The sequence below is a fragment of the Massilia sp. Leaf139 genome, assembly GCF_001424165.1.
Taxonomy (GTDB): Bacteria; Pseudomonadota; Gammaproteobacteria; order Burkholderiales; family Burkholderiaceae_D; genus Telluria.
In genome coordinates, this window is record NZ_LMOJ01000022.1 from 160,509 (window position 1) to 178,642 (window position 18,134).

General features: G+C 66.4%; 19 protein-coding genes and 1 riboswitch. Of the genes, 11 read left to right on the plus strand and 8 right to left on the minus strand.

From position 1 onward, the window contains the following. Nucleotides 1-11: 11 nt before the first annotated feature. The 6 genes from tolB to ASF77_RS12140 all read right to left on the minus strand — a co-directional run bounded on the left by tolB (nucleotide 12) and on the right by ASF77_RS12140 (nucleotide 4,984). The gene (gene tolB / locus ASF77_RS12115; protein ID WP_056339393.1) at nucleotides 12-1,277 is read right to left on the minus strand and encodes a Tol-Pal system beta propeller repeat protein TolB; all 1,266 of its coding nucleotides are present in this window, start codon (nucleotides 1,275-1,277) and stop codon (nucleotides 12-14) included. A gap of 34 nt (nucleotides 1,278-1,311) precedes the next feature. Beyond that, nucleotides 1,312-2,292: a cell envelope integrity protein TolA gene (gene tolA, locus ASF77_RS12120; protein WP_056339395.1), complete on the minus strand. Its 981-nt coding sequence runs from the start codon at nucleotides 2,290-2,292 to the stop codon at nucleotides 1,312-1,314. Between the two features lie 18 nt (nucleotides 2,293-2,310). After that, the gene (locus ASF77_RS12125; protein ID WP_056339397.1) at nucleotides 2,311-2,742 is read right to left on the minus strand and encodes a biopolymer transporter ExbD; all 432 of its coding nucleotides are present in this window, start codon (nucleotides 2,740-2,742) and stop codon (nucleotides 2,311-2,313) included. A gap of 15 nt (nucleotides 2,743-2,757) precedes the next feature. Next, the gene (gene tolQ, locus ASF77_RS12130; protein WP_056339399.1) at nucleotides 2,758-3,441 is read right to left on the minus strand and encodes a protein TolQ; all 684 of its coding nucleotides are present in this window, start codon (nucleotides 3,439-3,441) and stop codon (nucleotides 2,758-2,760) included. 35 nt (nucleotides 3,442-3,476) lie between these two features. Further along, nucleotides 3,477-3,881, minus strand: coding sequence for a tol-pal system-associated acyl-CoA thioesterase (gene ybgC, locus ASF77_RS12135; protein ID WP_056339401.1), 405 nt, complete (start codon nucleotides 3,879-3,881; stop codon nucleotides 3,477-3,479). Nucleotides 3,882-4,237: 356 nt separating this feature from the next. After that, a complete protein-coding gene (locus ASF77_RS12140; protein ID WP_056339402.1) occupies nucleotides 4,238-4,984 on the minus strand; it encodes an SDR family oxidoreductase in 747 nt (248 codons plus the stop codon). Between the two features lie 140 nt (nucleotides 4,985-5,124). After that, a riboswitch (ZMP/ZTP riboswitch) is annotated at nucleotides 5,125-5,230 on the plus strand. Between the two features lie 97 nt (nucleotides 5,231-5,327). On the opposite strand from ASF77_RS12140, the gene glyA reads away from it, so the two are divergent. The 9 genes from glyA (at nucleotide 5,328) to ASF77_RS12185 (ending at nucleotide 12,164) form a co-directional block, all read left to right on the plus strand. Then, on the plus strand, nucleotides 5,328-6,575 hold the full coding sequence (gene glyA / locus ASF77_RS12145; protein ID WP_056339404.1) for a serine hydroxymethyltransferase: 1,248 nt from the start codon (nucleotides 5,328-5,330) through the stop codon (nucleotides 6,573-6,575). A 109-nt stretch (nucleotides 6,576-6,684) separates the two neighbouring features. Beyond that, complete coding sequence (gene nrdR / locus ASF77_RS12150) at nucleotides 6,685-7,143, plus strand: transcriptional regulator NrdR (RefSeq protein WP_056339405.1); 459 nt, start codon at nucleotides 6,685-6,687, stop codon at nucleotides 7,141-7,143. A gap of 115 nt (nucleotides 7,144-7,258) precedes the next feature. Further along, nucleotides 7,259-7,798, plus strand: coding sequence for a type IV pilus modification protein PilV (gene pilV, locus ASF77_RS12155; protein WP_229445405.1), 540 nt, complete (start codon nucleotides 7,259-7,261; stop codon nucleotides 7,796-7,798). Continuing rightward, a complete protein-coding gene (locus tag ASF77_RS12160) occupies nucleotides 7,795-8,712 on the plus strand; it encodes a PilW family protein (protein WP_056339409.1) in 918 nt (305 codons plus the stop codon). Before pilV ends, ASF77_RS12160 begins: the two co-directional genes overlap by 4 nt. Before the next feature lie 6 nt (nucleotides 8,713-8,718). Continuing rightward, complete coding sequence (locus ASF77_RS12165) at nucleotides 8,719-9,342, plus strand: PilX N-terminal domain-containing pilus assembly protein (protein ID WP_056339411.1); 624 nt, start codon at nucleotides 8,719-8,721, stop codon at nucleotides 9,340-9,342. A gap of 32 nt (nucleotides 9,343-9,374) precedes the next feature. Then, entirely contained in the window at nucleotides 9,375-9,815 is a 441-nt protein-coding gene (locus tag ASF77_RS12170; protein ID WP_056339413.1) for a type IV pilin protein, read from the plus strand. Then, complete coding sequence (locus ASF77_RS12175) at nucleotides 9,812-10,381, plus strand: GspH/FimT family pseudopilin (RefSeq protein WP_056339414.1); 570 nt, start codon at nucleotides 9,812-9,814, stop codon at nucleotides 10,379-10,381. Before ASF77_RS12170 ends, ASF77_RS12175 begins: the two co-directional genes overlap by 4 nt. 29 nt (nucleotides 10,382-10,410) lie before the next feature. Further along, entirely contained in the window at nucleotides 10,411-11,529 is a 1,119-nt protein-coding gene (gene ribD / locus ASF77_RS12180; protein WP_056339416.1) for a bifunctional diaminohydroxyphosphoribosylaminopyrimidine deaminase/5-amino-6-(5-phosphoribosylamino)uracil reductase RibD, read from the plus strand. Nucleotides 11,530-11,534: 5 nt separating this feature from the next. Next, nucleotides 11,535-12,164, plus strand: a complete 630-nt coding sequence (locus ASF77_RS12185) for a riboflavin synthase (RefSeq protein ID WP_056339418.1) — start codon at nucleotides 11,535-11,537, stop codon at nucleotides 12,162-12,164. Here the strand turns inward: ASF77_RS12185 and ASF77_RS12190 are convergent. Beyond that, the gene (locus ASF77_RS12190) at nucleotides 12,128-12,946 is read right to left on the minus strand and encodes a nuclease-related domain-containing protein (protein WP_056339420.1); all 819 of its coding nucleotides are present in this window, start codon (nucleotides 12,944-12,946) and stop codon (nucleotides 12,128-12,130) included. The genes ASF77_RS12185 and ASF77_RS12190 overlap by 37 nt on opposite strands. A 198-nt stretch (nucleotides 12,947-13,144) precedes the next feature. On the opposite strand from ASF77_RS12190, the gene ASF77_RS24645 reads away from it, so the two are divergent. After that, entirely contained in the window at nucleotides 13,145-13,738 is a 594-nt protein-coding gene (locus ASF77_RS24645) for a PD40 domain-containing protein (protein ID WP_200934167.1), read from the plus strand. 126 nt (nucleotides 13,739-13,864) lie between these two features. Continuing rightward, nucleotides 13,865-15,088, plus strand: coding sequence for a S9 family peptidase (locus tag ASF77_RS24650; RefSeq protein WP_200934168.1), 1,224 nt, complete (start codon nucleotides 13,865-13,867; stop codon nucleotides 15,086-15,088). Nucleotides 15,089-15,145: 57 nt separating this feature from the next. Here ASF77_RS24650 and ASF77_RS12200 read toward each other — a convergent pair whose 3' ends face one another. Further along, entirely contained in the window at nucleotides 15,146-18,052 is a 2,907-nt protein-coding gene (locus ASF77_RS12200) for a pitrilysin family protein (RefSeq protein ID WP_056339422.1), read from the minus strand. Between the last annotated feature and the right edge of the window lie 82 nt (nucleotides 18,053-18,134).

Sequence of the window (18,134 nt, forward strand, 5' to 3'; positions counted from 1 at the left end):
AACTAAGTTTTTTACTTCATGAAGGGACCCCAGCTGGGCTCCCGAATGTTTCCCGCGTTGGTGGTCAGGCGCTGCTTGACGCGGCCATCGGTCGATACGACGGCCAGCGAGGCACGCCCGCCGCCCTTGTTCGCATACATGATGTATTTGCCGTTCGGCGAAAAACTCGGTTCGGTGGCCCCATCGGCCAGGCGCAGTTCCTGGCCGCTGGCCAGATCCTTCGCGTAAAGAGAGTAGCCGCCGCCCTGCTGGGAGATCCAGGCCAGGGTTTTGCCGTCCGGAGAGACGCGCGGGCTGATGTTGTAATTGCCGTTGAAGGTAACGCGGGTGGCGTTGCCGCCCGAGACGCTCATCTTGTAGATCTGCGGGCCGCCGCTGCGGTCGCTGGTGAAATAGATGCTCTGGCCGTCGGCCGAGAATTGCGGTTCGGTGTCGATGCCGTTGCTGTTCGACAGGCGGCGCAGGCCGGAACCGTCGGCGTTGACGACATACACCTGGTAGCTGCCCGACTTCGACAGGGCGATCGCCAGCTTGCTGCCGTCCGGCGACCACGACGGCGCCGAGTTGCTGCCTTTTTCGCTGGCGATGACGCGGCGCTTGCCGGTCACCAGATCCTGCATGTAGATGACGGGCTTGCGGTCTTCGAAGGACACATAGGCGACGCGGCCGCCGTCGGGCGACCAGGACGGCGAGATGATCGGTTCCTTGCCGTGCACGGCGACGATCTCGTTCTCGCCGTCGGCATCCGCCACTGCCAGCGCGTAGCTGCGGCCGGCGCGGTTTTCCTTCACGTAGGCGATGCGGGTCGAGAAGATGCCGCGCACGCCGGTCAGCTTTTCGTAGACGTCGTCGGCGATGCGGTGCGCCTGCAGGCGCGTGTACTTCGGCTGCACTTCGCCGCCCAGCTGCGAGAGCTGGCTGCCTTTCACGGTGTCGTAGAGCTTGTAGCGCACGGCGAAGCGGCCGTCCGGCTGCTTGGCCACGCTGCCGACCACGAGGGCGTCGGCGCCGCGCGCCTTCCAGCTGCTCGGGTCGATCGGGGCGCTGTCGCTGATCACTTGTCCTGCGTTGATGACCTTGAAGACGCCGCTGCGCTCGAGGTCGGCGCGCACGATGGCCGACACCTGGTCGGGCGCGATCGATTCGTCGGCGAAGGCAGCGACGGCCACCGGAATCTGGTTACTGCCGACGCCGGCGATCTCGACTTGCAGCTGGGCGTTGGCAGCCGACCCGATCAACAGGGTGGCGCTGAAGAATAAATAATGAAGTTTTTTCATGCGTTCTTTTCTCGGCAAAGATTGTTCGTAACGATCAGTCCAGGTCTTTCATGGAGAAATTGACCACGATTGTGCGTTCCACCGTACCATCTTTCTTCTTTGGCAGCGGGGACGATTTGTTGATGCCGCGTTCCACCGCATCGTCGAACTGCGGCACGCCGCTGCTCTTGCTCAGACGTACCGACAGGATCTCGCCGGTCGGCAGCAGCTCGACCTTGAACACGGCTTTCGGATTGCCGGGGACGTCGGTGCTGCCGGCAAAGGTCGTGTTGCTCTTGATGAGGGCGGTCAGCTTGGCGACATAGCCGGCGTCGATCTTCGGCGCGCTCGACTTCTGCGCGCTGCCCGTGGTGCCGGCGGCGCCCATCATGCGCTTGAGTTCGTCTTCGCGCATCTTGTCGAGCTTGGCCTGCTCGGCTTTCTCGGCCTTGGCCTTGGCGGCCTTTTCGGCGGCGACTTTCTTTTTCTCCGCTTCGAGTTTTTCGGCGGCCAGCTTCTTCTCGGCTTCTTTCTTCTCGAGCTCTTTCTTTTCCTGCTCCTTTTTCTCGGCGAGTTTTTTATCGGCCGCTTTTTTCTCGGCCAGTTCCTTGGCCTTCAGTTCTTCGCGTTCCTTCTTCTCGGCCAGTTCGCGCTTTTCCTGCAGCTCGCGCTGCTTCTTCTGCTCGGCCAGCTTCTTCTCGCGTTCGAGATTGATGTCGGGCGTGGCCGGCTTCACCGGTTCCGGCTCGACGGCTTTCGGCGTCGGCGGCGGTGGCGTCGGGGTCGGCTCCGGCTGCGGTTCCGGTTCGCGCACTTCCGGCGGCGTGGGCGGCGGCAGGGCCGGCGCGGCGGCCGATTCCACCTTCATGTCCCAGACCTCGGCTTCCACCGCGGGCGGGGTCGCGTTCTGCCAGTTGATGCCGATGTAGAGGAAGGCCAGCAGCAGGGCGTGCACCGCCAGCGCCAGCACGATGGCGGGCACGCGGTTCGGGTCGGGCGGCACCGTGTAGGGGGCGCCGATGGTGGCTGGCTTCATTGCGGACATTGCTTGCTTTTACTGAGTAGCGAGACCGACGCGGTTGATCCCCAATTTTTTCGATTCCGAAATCAGTTCGATCACTTCGGCATACTTGCTGTCGCGGTCTCCCGCGATCATCACCGGGTAGTCCGGATTCGTCTCGTGCAGTTCGCGCAGGCGCGCCAGCAGGGCTTTGCGATCCGGCATCGTCTCGGCGGCGACCGTTTCCTTGCCGCTCACGCCGATCGCCAGCGTGGCGTCGGGCTTCACGGTGATGTGGATATAGGTATCCGGCGGCAGCGAGGATTTTTCCGCGCTCGGCAGGTTGACCACGTTCGGCGTCACATTGGCCGGCACCGCCATGAAGATGATGAGCAGCACCAGCATCACGTCGATGTAGGGCACGACGTTGATCTCGGACTTCAGTTTGCTGCGGCGGCCGCCGCGCATGCTGCTGGAAAAGGCCATGGTCTATCCTCCCGATCAGCGCGACTGGCGCTGCAGGATGTTCGAGAATTCCTCGACGAAGCTTTCGAACCGGGTCGCGAGGCGGTCGATGTCGTGCGTGAAGCGGTTGTAGGCGACGACCGCCGGGATCGCCGCGAACAGGCCGATGGCGGTTGCGATCAGCGCTTCGGCAATGCCGGGCGCGACCACGGCCAGCGTGGCTTGCTGCACGCTGGCCAGGCCGCGGAAGGCGTTCATGATGCCCCAGACGGTGCCGAGCAGGCCGATGTAGGGGGAGACCGAACCGACCGAGGCCAGGAAGTTCAGGTGCAGGTCGAGGCCGTCGAGTTCGCGCTGGAAGGCGGCGCGCATGGCGCGGCGCGAGCCGTCGAGTACGGCGCCCATGTCGAGCGCGTCGCGCGAGGCCTGCTTGCCCTTGATGAACTCGCCCATGCCGGCTTCGAAGATGCGTGCCAGCGGGCCGCTCTGGTCGCGCTGGGCCGAGGCCGACTGGTGCAGGGTGTGCAGGTTGCCGCCGGCCCAGAAGCTGCGTTCGAACTGCTCGGTCTGGCGGCGCGCCGCGCGAATGGCGAACAGCTTGCGGAAGATGTACGACCAGCTGACCACGGACAGCACGAGCAGCAGCAGCATGATGAGCTGCACGATCAGGTGCGCGTTGCTGATAAGAGCCAGGAAGGAAAGGTCGTGGGATGGTGTCATCGGTGAGCAGCAAATAAGCAATATTGTTGAATGGATCAGGCGGCACGCATTTTATCAGCCACGTCGCCGGGTAGCGAGCGCGGACGAACGGTGGCGAGGTCGACGCAGCCGACTTTCACGCTCGCTTCGACCAGCAATTGATCGCCTTTATAGGCTTTCTGGGCGAACTGTACCGACGCACGGCCCAGCTTCTCCACCGTGAGCGTCAGGGTGATTTCGTCGTCGAGGCGGGCCGGCGCGTGGTAATCGATGCTGGCGCTTTTCACGACGAAACCGGCGCCTTCACGCTCGATCAGCGCCTGCTGGTCGACGCCGGCGGCGCGCAGCCATTCGGTGCGCGCCCGTTCGAAGAACTTCAGGTAATTCGCGTAGAACACGATACCGCCCGCGTCCGTATCTTCGTAATAAACCCGTACTGTCCAGGTGAAAGGCGAAGGCATCTTATCTGCCAAAAATGATAATAGGAAACATTTTACGCCATCGGCGCATATGTACGCTAGAGAACACACGACCGGGGCAGCGCAGCCGGTGCATTCGTTTGAAATCCGTGGAGCGCGCGTAGTAGACGAGAGACAACGCTGTCAGGACAACAACTGTAACACTTTCTCACAATTATCGAAGGCGGGGCGCACGCCCGCTTTGGGTAGCGTAGGCGGGTCTCCCCCCCACGCGCTGATACCTGTCGGCTCCGGTTTCGTGCTCGACGATCTTGCCGGTACGTATCACGCGTGGGCGGTTTTGATCCCCTGGATCAAAACCCCCGCCCACCCTACGGGTTACCCACGGAGGTTGCGGCTCACACCCGCTTGATGTTGAACGGCGCAAACCCCTGGCAGGTCGGCATCATCTCGATGCTGTTGACATTGATATGCGGCGGCAGCGTCGCGATCCAGTAGGCCGTCTCGGCGATGTCCTTCGCAGTCAGCGGTGTCGTGCCCTCGTAGACCTTGGCCGCGGCTTCGTCATTGCCCTTGAAGCGCACGTTCGAGAATTCGGTGCCGCCGCACAGGCCCGGCGCCAGGTTGGTGGCGCGCACGCCGGTGCCGACCAGGTCGGCGCGCAGGTTCAGGGTGAACTGCTCGACGAAGGCCTTGGTGGCGCCGTACACGTTGCCGCCGGGGTAGGGGTAGTGACCGGCGACCGAACCCAGGTTGATCACCAGGCCGCTGCCGCGCTCGACCATGCTAGGGAGCAGGGCGCGCGTCATCGTCACCAGGCCCTTGCAGTTGGTGGCGATCATGGTCTCCCAGTCCTCCAGCGGCGCCTCGTGCGCCGGCGCCGTGCCCAGCGCGAGGCCGGCGTTATTGATCAGGACGTCGATCTGGCGCCAGGATTGCGGCAGCATGGCCAGCGCATCTTCGATCGACTGCTTGTCCGTCACGTCCATTTCGACCGGCAAGGCCGATTCGCCCAGTTCGCCCGCCAGCGCCGTCAGGCGCTCCTTGCGGCGCGCCGCCATCACGACCTGGTGGCCGTTGCGAACGAAGGTGCGCGCCATTTCGGCGCCGAAGCCGGCGGAGGCGCCGGTGATGAAAACGATCATGGTGGAATATCCTCGAGTGACGGTGGCGTGTTCGGATTGTAGCCGAAATGACCATGTTGCCTGTCCCTGGCCATCCTTGTCAGCCAGGCATTGGCTTCCTTGCCCTCAGCGGACAGTTCACATACAATCCTGAGTCCATTTATGTCTCACGTAACTGGCGAAAACTGTCACGCAGCGCGTGACGGGAAAGGTGGACACCCACCGGGGAACGTGAGATTTCATCCGCCGTTCGCCTGGGCAGCCGACAATTCGCGTGCATTGCATCGCGGGTCGCTGCTTTCCGGGCCTCCTGCCGATCCAACACTGCCGTTGTCCGGTTCCTTTATCGATTGGAGTTTCGTTCATGTTTGCAAAAGATCACACGCTGGCCAAGGTTGACCCGGAACTGTGGGGCGCCATTCAGAAGGAAAACACCCGTCAGCAGGATCACATCGAGCTGATCGCGTCCGAGAACTACACGTCGCCGGCCGTGATGGAAGCCCAGGGTTCCCAGCTCACGAACAAGTACGCCGAAGGCTATCCGGGCAAGCGCTACTACGGCGGCTGCGAATACGTCGACGTCGCCGAGCAGCTGGCGATCGACCGCGTCAAGGAACTGTTCGGCGCGGAAGCGGCCAACGTCCAGCCGAACTCCGGTTCGCAGGCCAACCAGGGCGTGTTCTTCGCCATGCTCAAACCTGGCGACACCATCATGGGCATGTCGTTGGCCGAGGGCGGCCACCTGACCCACGGCATGGCGCTGAACATGTCCGGTAAATGGTTCAACGTCATTTCCTACGGCCTGACCGAGCAGGAAGACATCGATTACGAGCAGATGGAACGTCTGGCGCGCGAGCACAAGCCGAAGATGATCATCGCCGGCGCCTCGGCCTTCGCCCTGAAGATCGATTTCGAGCGCTTCAGCAAGATCGCCAAGGAAGTCGGCGCCTACTTCATGGTCGACATGGCCCACTATGCCGGCCTGATCGCCGCCGGCGAATACCCGAACCCGGTGCCCTACGCCGACTTCGTCACCTCGACCACGCACAAATCGCTGCGCGGCCCGCGCGGCGGCATCATCCTGATGAAGGCCGAGTTCGAGAAGCAGATCAATTCGGCGATCTTCCCGGGCATCCAGGGCGGCCCGCTGATGCACGTCATCGCCGGCAAGGCCGTCGCCTTCAAGGAAGCGCTGTCGCCCGAGTTCAAGGCTTACCAGCAGCAGGTCGTGAAGAACGCCAAGGCCCTGGCCGAGGCGCTGATCGCACGCGGCCTGCGCATCGTGTCGGGCCGCACCGAAGCCCACGTGATGCTGGTCGACCTGCGTTCGAAAGGCCTGACCGGCAAGGAAGCGGAAGCCATCCTCGGCCAGGCGCACATGACCTGCAATAAGAACGGCATCCCGAACGATCCGCAAAAGCCGTTCGTGACCTCGGGCATCCGCCTGGGCAGCCCGGCCTTCACGACCCGCGGCTTCACCGAGGCAGACGCGACGAAAGTCGGCCACCTGATCGCCGACGTGCTCGACAACCCGCACGACGCCGCCACCATCGAGCGCGTCAAGGCGGAAGTGAAGGTGCTGACCGACAAGTACCCGGTGTACGCCGCGTAATCGTCATTTCGCTGCAAACGTAGTAGAGTTCAGGAACGGCACGCCTTGCAAGGCTGCCGTTCCTTCGCATTACCGCATCACCAAGTAATATTCAGCACCACCGGCGCCCATGAAATGTCCGTTCTGCCAGCATGAAGACACGCAAGTCCTCGATACCCGCGTATCCGAGGAGGGCGACGCCATCCGCCGCAGGCGCCGCTGCGTGCAGTGCGACAAGCGCTTCACCACCTACGAACGCATCGAACTGTCGATGCCGATCATCGTCAAGAAAAACGGCAGCCGCACCGAGTTCGCCAGCAGCAAGCTGCGCGGCAGCCTGATGCTGGCCCTGCGCAAGCGTCCGGTCTCGGCCGAAGCGATCGACGCCGCCGTCGCCTCGATCGGCGAAAAGCTGCTCACCAGCGGCCGCCGCGAAGTCGATACCGGCTATGTCGGCGAACTCGTGATGCAGGAACTCAAGCGCCTGGACGAGATCGCGTATATCCGCTTCGCCTCCGTCTATAAAGACTTCAAGGATCTGGCCGAGTTCCAGCAGGCGCTCGCCGAAGTGGGCCACTCCCGCAAGTAGATCAAAGGCGTTTGTTCTACCTGCGCACGCTTGAGCCAACGCAGGGGAGCGCCCACCCTCGCTGATAACTTCGCAGCTCGCGCACATTCCTGCGCCTGAACTGTGGAGGCATCCCTTGCAGCAGACTCGCTCCGGCGGCTTCACGCTCGTCGAAACCCTGGTCGCCATGTTCGTACTGGCCCTCGGCGTGGTCGGCGCCGCCAGTACGCAAGCTGCCAGCGCGCGCCTGCGCCAGCAGGCCGCACTCGAATCCGAAGCGGTGCAGCTGGCGGCCTCGCTCGGTGCGCGCATGCGCGTCAATGCCCCGCTGATGGCGCTGCCCGACGCGTCCAATCCCTACCTCGGTTTTCAGTACGACGCCGCTGCCGGCGATCCGGCGCCGCCGCCTGCGCAATGCATCGGCACGGCCGATTGCGATCCGGGCAAGATGGCCGCTTTCGATCTGTACGAGGCGGCGCGCATCGTGCACGCGGCCTTTCCCGGCGGGCGCATTGCCGTCTGCCGCGATGCCGGCGGCTGGAGCGCAAGCACCCAGTCCTTCGTGTGGGCCTGCAGCGGCGGCGCCGATGCGCCGGTGGTCGTCAAGCTGGGCTGGCGGACGCCCGGCGCGCCCGCGCAGGACGGGCCGATTGTCACGCTGGTGGTGGCGGGATGAGCCGCTCTCTATGGCACCAGCACGGCCTGACCCTGTCCGAACTGCTGGTCGCGCTGGCGATCAGTCTCGGCGTGCTGCTGGCCGGCGCCGTGCTGATGATCGGCGCCAACCGGGCCTATGTCGCCCACGAGGATGCGGCCGCCATCGACGACGGCGGGCGCTATGCGTTGGCGCTGATCGGGCGCGCGGTGCGGCAGGGCAGCTATATCGATTGGGAGAGTCTGAAGGGCGCGGCGCCCGCCAACAACCGGCCGGCGCCGCTCGCTGGCCTGAACAGCCGCTCGCTCGTCAAGACCACATTCGGCATCAACCAGCCGGAGACTGCCGCCGTCAACGGCAGCGACGTGCTGGCCGTGCGCTATCCCGGCGCCGGTGCGGCGCCCGACGGCGACGGCAGCGTGGTCGACTGCGCCGGCTTCGCGGTCAGCGAGGCGGAGGAGGGCTGGAGCATTTTCTATGTCGCGCGCAATGGCGACGGCCTGGCCGAACTGCGCTGCAAGTACCGGGGCGCCGCCAACTGGAGCGCGGACGCGGTCGTCGCCGGCGTCGACGGCTTCCAGATGCTGTACGGGATCGACAGCGACACGCCGCCCGACGGCGTGCCGAACCGCTACGTGCATGCCGGCGCCATCGACGCGCTCGACGCCGCCCTGCCGCCGGGTCAGCTGGACGAGCGTACCTGGTGGAAGCGCGTGACCAGCGTGCAGGTGGCCTTGCTGCTGCATGGCGAGCGGCCCTCGGCGGCGCCCGTGCAGCCGGCAAGCTATGCCCTGTTCGGCGCGGCCTACAGCTCCGAGCAGGGAAGTACGGATGCCGGCGTGCAGCTGGCGCGCGCGGAGCTGGACGGCCGCAGCGCTACGCCGACGCGCCGCCTGTTCACCGCCGTGTTCGCGGTCGGCGCTGCCCAGCCTTGAACGGCCATGCGGCGCATCCGATCCGAGCGCGGCGCGGCGCTCGTCACCATGCTGTTCCTGATGCTGGCGCTCTTGATGATGTCGCTCTCGAGCGCGCGCGGGGCGCTGGCCGGCGCCAAGTCCGCGCGCTACGAACGCGACCGCCAGATGGCCCATGCGGCGGCCGAGGCGGCGCTGCGGGACGCCGAGCGCGACATCGACGGCGCCGCCGGGCCGACGTCGCCGCGCACGGCCATCTTCGCGGCGCTCGACGCCGCCGTCTTCGTCGAGCGCTGCCGCGGCCAGGCCGAGTACGCGGGCCTGTGCAAGGCGGCCACGGGCAAGGCGGCGCCGGCCTGGCAGGCGGCCGACCTGGCCGGCCGGGCCGGTGTCGAATACGGCCGCTTCACTGGACGGACGCTGCCGACCGGCGTTGCCACCCTGCCGGCCGTGGCCCCGCGCTACCTGATCGAGCTGCTGCCCGGATCCCACCCGCTGTTTCGCATCACGGCGCTGGGAGTCGGCGCCGACCCGGGCACGGTGGTCGTCTTGCAGAGCCATTACCGGCGCGCCGCCGGCGGCCAGCCGGGACGGCGCCTGGGCTGGCGCGAGATCGCCAACTGGCCCGAGCTGCACCGCGCCGCGTCCTGATCCGCATCTTGATTCGTTACAAGGAGAGAACGATGGCGCGCATGCGCGGTTTCACCCTGATCGAAGCGATGGTCGTGCTGCTCATCATGTCGGTGCTGGCCAGCCTGGCCTGGCCCAGCTATGCCGGGTATGTCACGAAGACGCGGCGCATGGAGGGCAAGGTGGCGCTGATCCTCGCCCTGCAGCGGCAGGAGCAGCATCATGCCCTGCACCACACCTATGTCGCCTTCTCGAGCATGGAACCGGTCGCGCAGCTGCCCTGGTGGTCGGGCAACGACGCCGCCGGCAGCGCCTACGAACTCGATGCCGAGGCCTGCCCCGGCAGCGAACTGCGCGACTGCGTGCAGGTGCGGGCGCGGCCCGGCACGGCCAAGGTGGATGCGCGATTCAGGGACGACGAGTGCGGCACGCTCAGCCTGCGCAGCACGGGCGAGCAGGGCGCCAGCGGGCAGTCGGCGCGCTGTTGGCCATGAGCTTGGCCACGAAAAGAAACGGTGGCTTCTCGCTGTCCGAACTGCTGACCGTTACTGCCGTGGCCGCGCTGCTGCTGGGCGTGGCCTTGCCCGAGCTCGGCGCGGCGCTGCGCGCCCAACAGCTGCGAACCGCCAGCAACGACCTGTTCGGCGCGATCAGCCTGGCGCGGGCCCAGGCGATCGCGCGCAACGAGCGCGTCATCCTGACGCCGCGCGACATGGCCGGGGTCGACTGGGCGCAGGGCTGGACGGTCTTCGTCGACCGCGACGCCGACGGCGAGTTCAGTCCAGGCGACGAGATCCTCGCCGTGCACGAGGCCTTGCCCGAGGGCGTAGGCAGCGCCTTCGCCTTCACGAGTCCTGCAGCGCCGTATTACATCGCCTACAATGGCGCCGGGCGCAGCTGCAGCCGCACCAGCAGCGCCAGTGCGCGCTGGGGCACGCTGTCGCTGTTTCATGGCGGCGGCATCCGCCGCATCAAGATCAACATGCTGGGCCGGGCGCGCGCCTGCGATCCGGCGCGCGATGCCAATTGCGACGGCGCCGACGCACCATCCGGCGGTTAACCGTTCGAAACTTGGAATGAACGAACACTGTGCACATCAATAACGATAACGAAGCCATGGCCCTGGCCCTGGAGTGGGCCGCGATGGGCATGTATATCACCGCGCCCAATCCGCGCGTGGGCTGCGTGATCGTGCGCGATGGCCTCGTCATCGGCGCCGGGCACACCCAGCCGGCCGGCCAGGCCCATGCCGAGATCCAGGCCCTGCGCGACGCCGCCGCGCGCGGTAACGACGTGCGCGGGGCGACCGCGTACGTGACGCTGGAACCCTGCAGTCACTACGGCCGCACGCCGCCCTGCTCGAAGGCGCTGGTCGAAGCCGGCCTCGGACGCGTGGTCGCGGCGATGGGCGACCCGAATCCGCTGGTGGCCGGGCGCGGCATGGCGCAACTGGAGGCGGCCGGCATCGCCACGGCCTCCGGGCTGATGGCGGACGTGGCGTACGAACTGAACATCGGCTTTTTCTCGCGCATGCGCCGTGGCCGCCCCTGGGTGCGCCTGAAGACGGCGGCCAGCCTGGACGGCATGACGGCGCTCGAGAATGGCGACAGCCAGTGGATCACCGGGCCCGAGGCGCGCCAGGACGGCCATGCCTGGCGTGCGCGCGCCTGCGCGATCCTGACCGGCATCGGCACTGTCAAGGCGGACGATCCGCAGCTGACGGTACGCGGCGTGGACATGGGCATTGCGGCGCCGCGCCAGCCGCGCCGCGTGATCGTCGACAGCCGGCTCGAGATCGATCCAGCCGCGCGCATCCTGCAGGGCGAGCCGTGCTGGATCGTGGCCGCCGTGCCGCACCCGGAGAAGCAAGCCCTGTTGCGCGCGGCCGGGCACGAGATCATCCTGCTGCCCAATGCCGGCGGCAAGGTCGACCTGCCGGCCCTGATGCTGGAACTGGGCCGGCGCGAGATCAACGAAGTGCACGTCGAGGCGGGCAGCAAGCTCAATGCCTCGCTGGTGCGCGAAGGCTGCGTCGACGAGCTGCTGGTCTATCTCGCGCCCAGCCTGATCGGCGCCGGGCAGGGCATGTTCGCCTTGCCGCCCCTGGCGCGCCTGGACGACAAGATCTGCCTGCGTTTTCATGCGGTGATGCCGGTCGGCGCCGACCTGCGCATCCTGGCCAGATTCAATACCCAACCTGAGGAATAAGAAGCATGTTTACTGGAATCGTCGCCGCCGTCGGCAACATCAATTCGGTCGCCCCACTGGCGGGTGGCCTGGACGCCGGCGTGCGCCTGCGGATCGATGCCGGCGGCTTGCCGCTGGCGGACGTCGCGCTGGGCGACTCGATCGCAATCAATGGCGCCTGCATGACGGTGGTCGAGAAAACCGACTCGGCATTCTCGGTGGACGTCTCGCGCGAAAGCCTGAACAAGACCGCCGGCCTCGATGCGCCGGGCGAAGTCAACCTGGAAAAGGCGCTGACCCTGGCCGAACGCCTGGGCGGCCACCTGGTCTCGGGCCACGTGGACGGCCTGGGCAAGGTGCACAGCTTCGAACCGGTGGGCGAATCGCGCGAACTCGTCATCGACGCGCCGCACGAACTGGCCAAGTTCCTGGCCTACAAAGGCTCGATCGTCGTCAACGGCGTCTCGCTGACGGTGAACCGGGTCGAGGATCTGGTGGTGGAGGGCGAAAAAGTCTGCCGCTTCTCGATCAACCTGATTCCGCACACGATCGAAGTCACCACGCTCAAGCACCTGCGCGCCGGTTCCAAGGTCAACCTCGAGATCGACCTGATCGCGCGTTACGTCGAGCGCATGCTGTCGGCCTCGAAGACCTGATCGCCGCCCGCGCCTTCGGCAGGCGCCGGCGCTTTGGCGGCGGCCGCGGGCGGCGGCAGGCTGGGGCGCAAGTCAGGGCGCAGGCCGAAGCGGGCCATGGTGTCCGCGGTCGAAGGGCGGTGCAGGGCGATCAGGCGCTGGGCGATGTCGCTGATCGAATCGGACATCCTTGTCCGGTTCAGGTAGCCCTGGATCGTCGAGGCTTGCGCATTGTCGGCGCTGGCGCTCAGCTTTTCCATGAACTGGTCGGCCTTCATCACGCGCGCGCTGTCGAAGCGGCGCGGACGTTCGATGCGCGCGTTCGGGGCCAACAGCACCAGGGTGTCGACCGGCGCGTCGTCGAGTCCGAAGGCTTCGAGCGCGTCGCGCAGCACCGAGACCTGGCGCGCCAGCGCGTCGAGCGGCGAAGCCATGGGCTCGAGCGTTTCCGTGACCGGGTTCCAGCGCAGGAAATCGCCATCCTCGGTGATGCGCAGGCCGTGCCGGAAGTGCTTGGTGTCGAGCAGGTAGAAGCGGCGCGAGCGGTGGATCAGCAGGTGGTCGATCTGCGCCGCCTGGCCGCCGCCCGACACCAGACGCAGGTCGTGCACCACGGCCGTGCGCGTGGAATCCTTCAGGTAACCGTCGATCAGCCCGGCCGCGTCGCGCTCGGCCGCGATCCCGGCGCGCATCATGCGCAGCTCGCGCTCGATCAGCGGTCGCTTGTCCGGGCCCGCCAGCGCCAGCATGCGCTGGAGTATCGCGACGACGGGCATCTTGTTGTCGCTATCCTTGTAGATCATCGTCAACTCCTGCTGAGGTCGAACTTCCACTCTAGCTCTGCGTCAACAATCCGCTCTCGAATTTCTTAAGTTCAAGCAAGTTTATTCCGCATGCATGAAGTTTGTTGCGCACCAGACTCAAGCAAATGCGCGTAGACTCCCGGCAAAACAAACAGGAGCCTGCCCGCAAGCGGCAACGGCCGATCACCAGGAGACGAGATGAGAGCAGAGAACGTGTTGCCGCGCGCCGCGCTGGCGGCCTTGCTGTTGGGTGCGGCGACGAGCCATGCCGCCCAGATGCGCGAATACCGGCATGTGGCGATCAGCGCCGGCGGCGAATCGGTCGCCGCGGTCGAGTCGAACGACCCCGGCATTCCCGGCCAGCGCGGGCGCGGCCACATCGTCGTACGCGACGCCGCCAGCGGCCGCATCACGGCCGAATTCGACCCCTGCGCCGCCTGCTCCTACGATTTCCCCAGCTGGTCGCCCGACCGCAAGTCGCTCGCCTTTATCGGCGCCGACCGCGCCGCGGGCACCGCGACCCTGTGGGTGGCGCGCGCCGGCAAGCTGAGCGCCGCCGCCACCATCAAGGGCGTGGCGAACACGGCGCGCTGGTCGCCCGACGGCGCTCGCATTGCCTTGCTCGCCACGGTCGGGGCGAAGAAGCAGACCGGCGCCGTGGAAGCGGGCGCGCGCCAGGTCGGCGAGATCGGCGTCGACGAGGACGCCCAGCGCATTGCGCTCGTGCCCGCGGCCGGCGGCGAACCGCGCCTGGTGTCGCCGCCGGACACCTATGTCTACGAATACAACTGAACGCCCGACGGCCGCGGCTTCGTCGCCACCAGCGCCAAGGGCAATGGCGACAACAACTGGTGGGTCGCCACGCTCGGCCATATCGATGCCGGGAGCGGCGCGCTGCGCATTGTCGCCGCACCGAAGATGCAGATCAGCCTCCCGCACGTGTCGCCGGACGGCCGCACGGTCGCTTTCGTCGGCGGCCTGATGAGCGACTTCGGCTCAGTCGGCGGCGATGTGTTCACGGTACCGCTGGCCGGCGGCGAGCCGCTCGACGTGACCCCGAATTATCCTGGCTCCTTCAACGGCCTGGCCTGGAAGGGAACGCAATTGCTGGCCTCCAGCCTGCAGGGCAGCGAGATGGCGGTGGTCGCGCTCGATCCGCAGGCACGCACGGCGCGCACGCTGTGGAGCGGGGCGGTGACGGCCACGGGGTCGGGCGACGGCCGCTTCGTTTTCAGCGCAGACGGATCGTCCGCCGTCTCGGTGCACGAAACCTACGAGCAGGCGCCGCGCATCGTCGCCGGCCACCTGCCGAAGCTGGCGCCGATCTCGCGCGAGAATGCCGATTTTGCTCCGCAGGTGGCGAGCCGCAGCCTGGTCTGGACGAACGAGGGCATGCGCAGCCAGGGCTGGCTGATCGGGCCGCGCAATCCGCGGGCGGGCGTGAAGCATCCGATGATCGTGCTGGTGCACGGCGGGCCGGCCTCGGCCGCCACGCCGCGCTATGTCGCGCCGGGTAACTTCGGCAACCCGCTCGTGCGCGAACTGACGGCGCGCGGCTTCTACGTGTTCCAGCCCAACCCGCGCGGCAGCTATGGCCAGGGCCTGGCCTTCACGCGCGCGAACCGGCGCGACTTCGGCGGCGGCGACTGGCGCGACATCCTGGCCGGCGTCGATGCCGTCGTCCAGCAGGCGCCGGTCGACGGCGCGCGCCTCGGCCTGATGGGCCATTCCTACGGCGGCTTCATGACCATGTGGGGCGTCACCCACAGCACGCGCTTCAAGGCGGCCGTGGCCGGTGCCGGCATCGCCAACTGGATCAGCTACTACGGCCAGAACGGCATCGACCAATGGATGGTGCCCTTCTTCGGCGCCACCATGTACGACGACCCCGCAGTGTACCGTGCGGCCTCGCCGATCGAGTCGATCAGGAACGCAAAGACGCCGACCCTGCTGTACGTGGGCGAACGCGACGTCGAGACGCCGGCGGTGCAGTCGATGGAGTTCTGGCACGGCCTGCGCGCCATGGGCGTGCCGACTACGCTGGTGATCTACGATGGGGAAGGGCATGCGATTCGCAAGCCGGAGCATCAGCTCGATCAGCGCAGGCGGACGATCGAATGGTTCGAGAAGTATTTGAAGTAGTCGGCTACGGTGAGCGGAGGAACGTAGGGTGGGCGGGAGACCCGCCCACCCTACGTCCTAATTTGCCGACGCCGCAGGCGCTTCCTTCACAGCCGCTTGCGCCTTCTTCTCCGGATACAGCACCACCTGCACGTAATTTTCCGTGTTCAGATACCGCCGCGCCGCCTCCTGCACCTGCGCGGCGCTCATCGCATTCACGCGCTCCTCGTGCGTCAGGATCGCCGCCGGGTCGGTGCCGTCGAGCAGGGCTGACTGGATGCGTCCCAGCCAGTAGCCGTTCTCGCGCAGGGCCTTGCGGTGGTTCTGGATCCAGTTCTGCTTGACTTTGGCCAGGTCGGCAGCCGTAGGGCCCTCGCGCTTGAGGCGCTCGAATTCGTCGAAGGTCGCTTTTAACACCTTGTCGACGTTTTCGGGGCCGGTGGGCAGCGTCACCGACAGCGTGTAGTTCCCGTAGGGGATGCGTCCCAGCTGGCCGCCTGCGCTGCCGCCGTAGATCAGCGAGAGTTCCTCGCGCAGCACTTCGATGATGCGGATATTGAGCACCTCGACCAGCGCCTGCAGGCGCATCTGCTCGGCTTCCGAGAACGGCGCCTCGCCGGTGAAGGTAAGCGAGACCGTGCTCTTCGGCTCGGTGCCGCTGTGGACGGCGCGCTTGACCACGCCTTTTACGGGCCGCAGGCCGACGTCGCACCAGGCGGTCGGGATGTCGGGCGTGGGCAGGCTGCCGAGATAGGTCGCCAGCAGGGGTTTGAGCTTGACCGGGTCGAAGCTGCCGACGATGACGAAGGTGAGATCCTTGGCGCTCGAGAAGCGCTCGCGGTAGATCGCGATGCTGCGGTCGAGGCTGATCCCCTCGAATTCCTCGGGACGCAGCGGGCGTGGCGCGCGCGGGTGGTTGCCGTACAAGGTGGCGACGACGGCGTCGCCGAAGCGCGCGCCCGGCTGGGCCAGGCGGTTGCGCGCCGCTTCCACCTGTTTGCCGATGAAGGACTTGAACAGGTCTTCGTCGCGCCGCACGGCGTCGAAACGCAGCCACACCAGCTGCAGCATCGTCTCGATGTCGGTCGCGCCGGAAGATGCGCCCAGCACTTCGCTGTAGCCGGCCAGGCCCATGGTCACGGCGGCGGCTTTCCCGGCCAGGACTTTCGACAGGTCGAGCGGTGAATAGTCCTTCAGGCCCATGCTGGCGACGATGGCGTTGGCATAGCGCGCATTGAGGATGTCGGCGTCGCCGAACAGGCTCTGGCCGCCATAGCGGGCGGCGCTCATCACGACCTGGTCGTTGCGGAAGTCCGTGGGTTTCAGGATCGCCTTAACGCCGTTCGAGAAGGTCAGATGGGTCAGGCCAAGCTGCTTGTCGGTGGTCTCAAGCACGATGCTGCCTGGTTTGGGGGGCTGGGCGATCAGCTGTGCGCCCAGCGTTTTTTCCTCGTAGGGCGCGACCTCGGCTTTTTCAGCCGCGGCCAGGGCGGCGAGCAGGGCGTCTCCTTGCGGCGGCGGGCTGTCGGCGCGCTCGATGCCGGTGTAGATCACGAGCTTGCCGGAGTCGGCCGGGATCGTGCGGCGCGCATAGGCGTTGATTTCGTCGAGCGTCACGCCGGGCAGCAGCTCGGTGGCGTAACGGTATTCGGCGGCGATGCCGGGGATCGGTTCCTGCTGCAGGAAGTTGCGCATGTACTCGGCCACATAGGCGCCCGACTCGGTCTTTTCGCGCTCGTTGTACAGGCGCTCGTAACTGCGCAGCATGTTCTTGCGCGCGCGTTCGAGTTCGGCTTGCCCGAAGCCGTAGCGGCGCACGCGTTCGTTCTCGCGCACCAGGGCCTCGATGGCTTTCGGTGCGCCGCCCGGCCCGATCACGGCGCTGGCGTTGAAGGATTTGTAGAAGGGCGTGAGTTTGCCGACGCCGCTGCCGCCGCCCAGGAAGGGTGGATCGGCCAGCTGCGACAGCTCCTGCAGGCGTGCGCCCAGCATGCCGCCGAACAGGCCCTCGACCATCTGTTCGCGGTAGCCGCGCACGGTGTCGGGTTCGCGTACCGGCTGCACCGGGTAGCGCACCAGGATGCTGTTGCCGCCGGCTTCAGGGTCGGTGACGACGACGGCTTCGGTCTCCTCGCGGGCCGGAATCTCGGCATACACGCGCGGGCGCAGGGGCGTCGGATTCGCCAGCTTCCCGAAATGCGACTTCACCAGCTTCTCGATCGTTGCCGGGGCGACGTCGCCGACCGCCACTACGGCCATCAGGTCGGGCCGGTACCAGTCGCGGTAGTAGCGGCGCAGGGTTTCGGGCTTGAAGTTGCGCAGCACTTCCTCCTTGCCGATCGGCAGGCGCTCGGCATAGCGCGAGCCGTTGTAGATCTTCGGCCAGATCTTCTTGCCGATGCGGTCGCCCGCGCCTTTGCCCAGCCGTAGTTCCTCGAGCACGATGCCGCGCTCCTTCTCGATGTCGGCGTCGTCGAAGCTCAGGCCGTGCGCCCAGTCTTCCAGCACCTGGAAGGCCTTACCGAGGTTCTCCGGGCGATCCAGCGGAATCGGCAGGATGTAGACGGTTTCGTCGAAGGAGGTATAGGCATTCAGGTCGGCCCCGAACTTCACGCCGATCGACTGCAGGTAGCCGACCAGCTCGTGCTTCTTGAAATGCGTCGAGCCGTTGAAGGCCATGTGCTCGACGAAGTGGGCGAGGCCCTGCTGATCCTCGTCTTCCTGGATCGAGCCGGCCTTGACCACCAGCCGCAGTTCGAGCTTGCGTTCGGGGCGGGTGTTTTTCTGGATGTAGTAGGTCAGGCCGTTGGACAGTTTGCCGACCTTGACCTGCGGCCCGACCGGGATCGGCGCGTCCAGCTTCAGCGCAGCGATCCTGGGAGCGGCCGGCTTGGCCGTCGCGGGCTTGGGCGCGGCGCCGGCGACAAAGGAGTGCGAGAGGAGAACGACGGCGAGACAGGCGTTGCGAAGGAAATGACTGAACATCGGGGCTTCCGTTGAGAGACATCGAGCGGCCATTGTACCGGCCACCCTCGAGAGCGCCTAACAAAACGGTCATGGCTGCGTT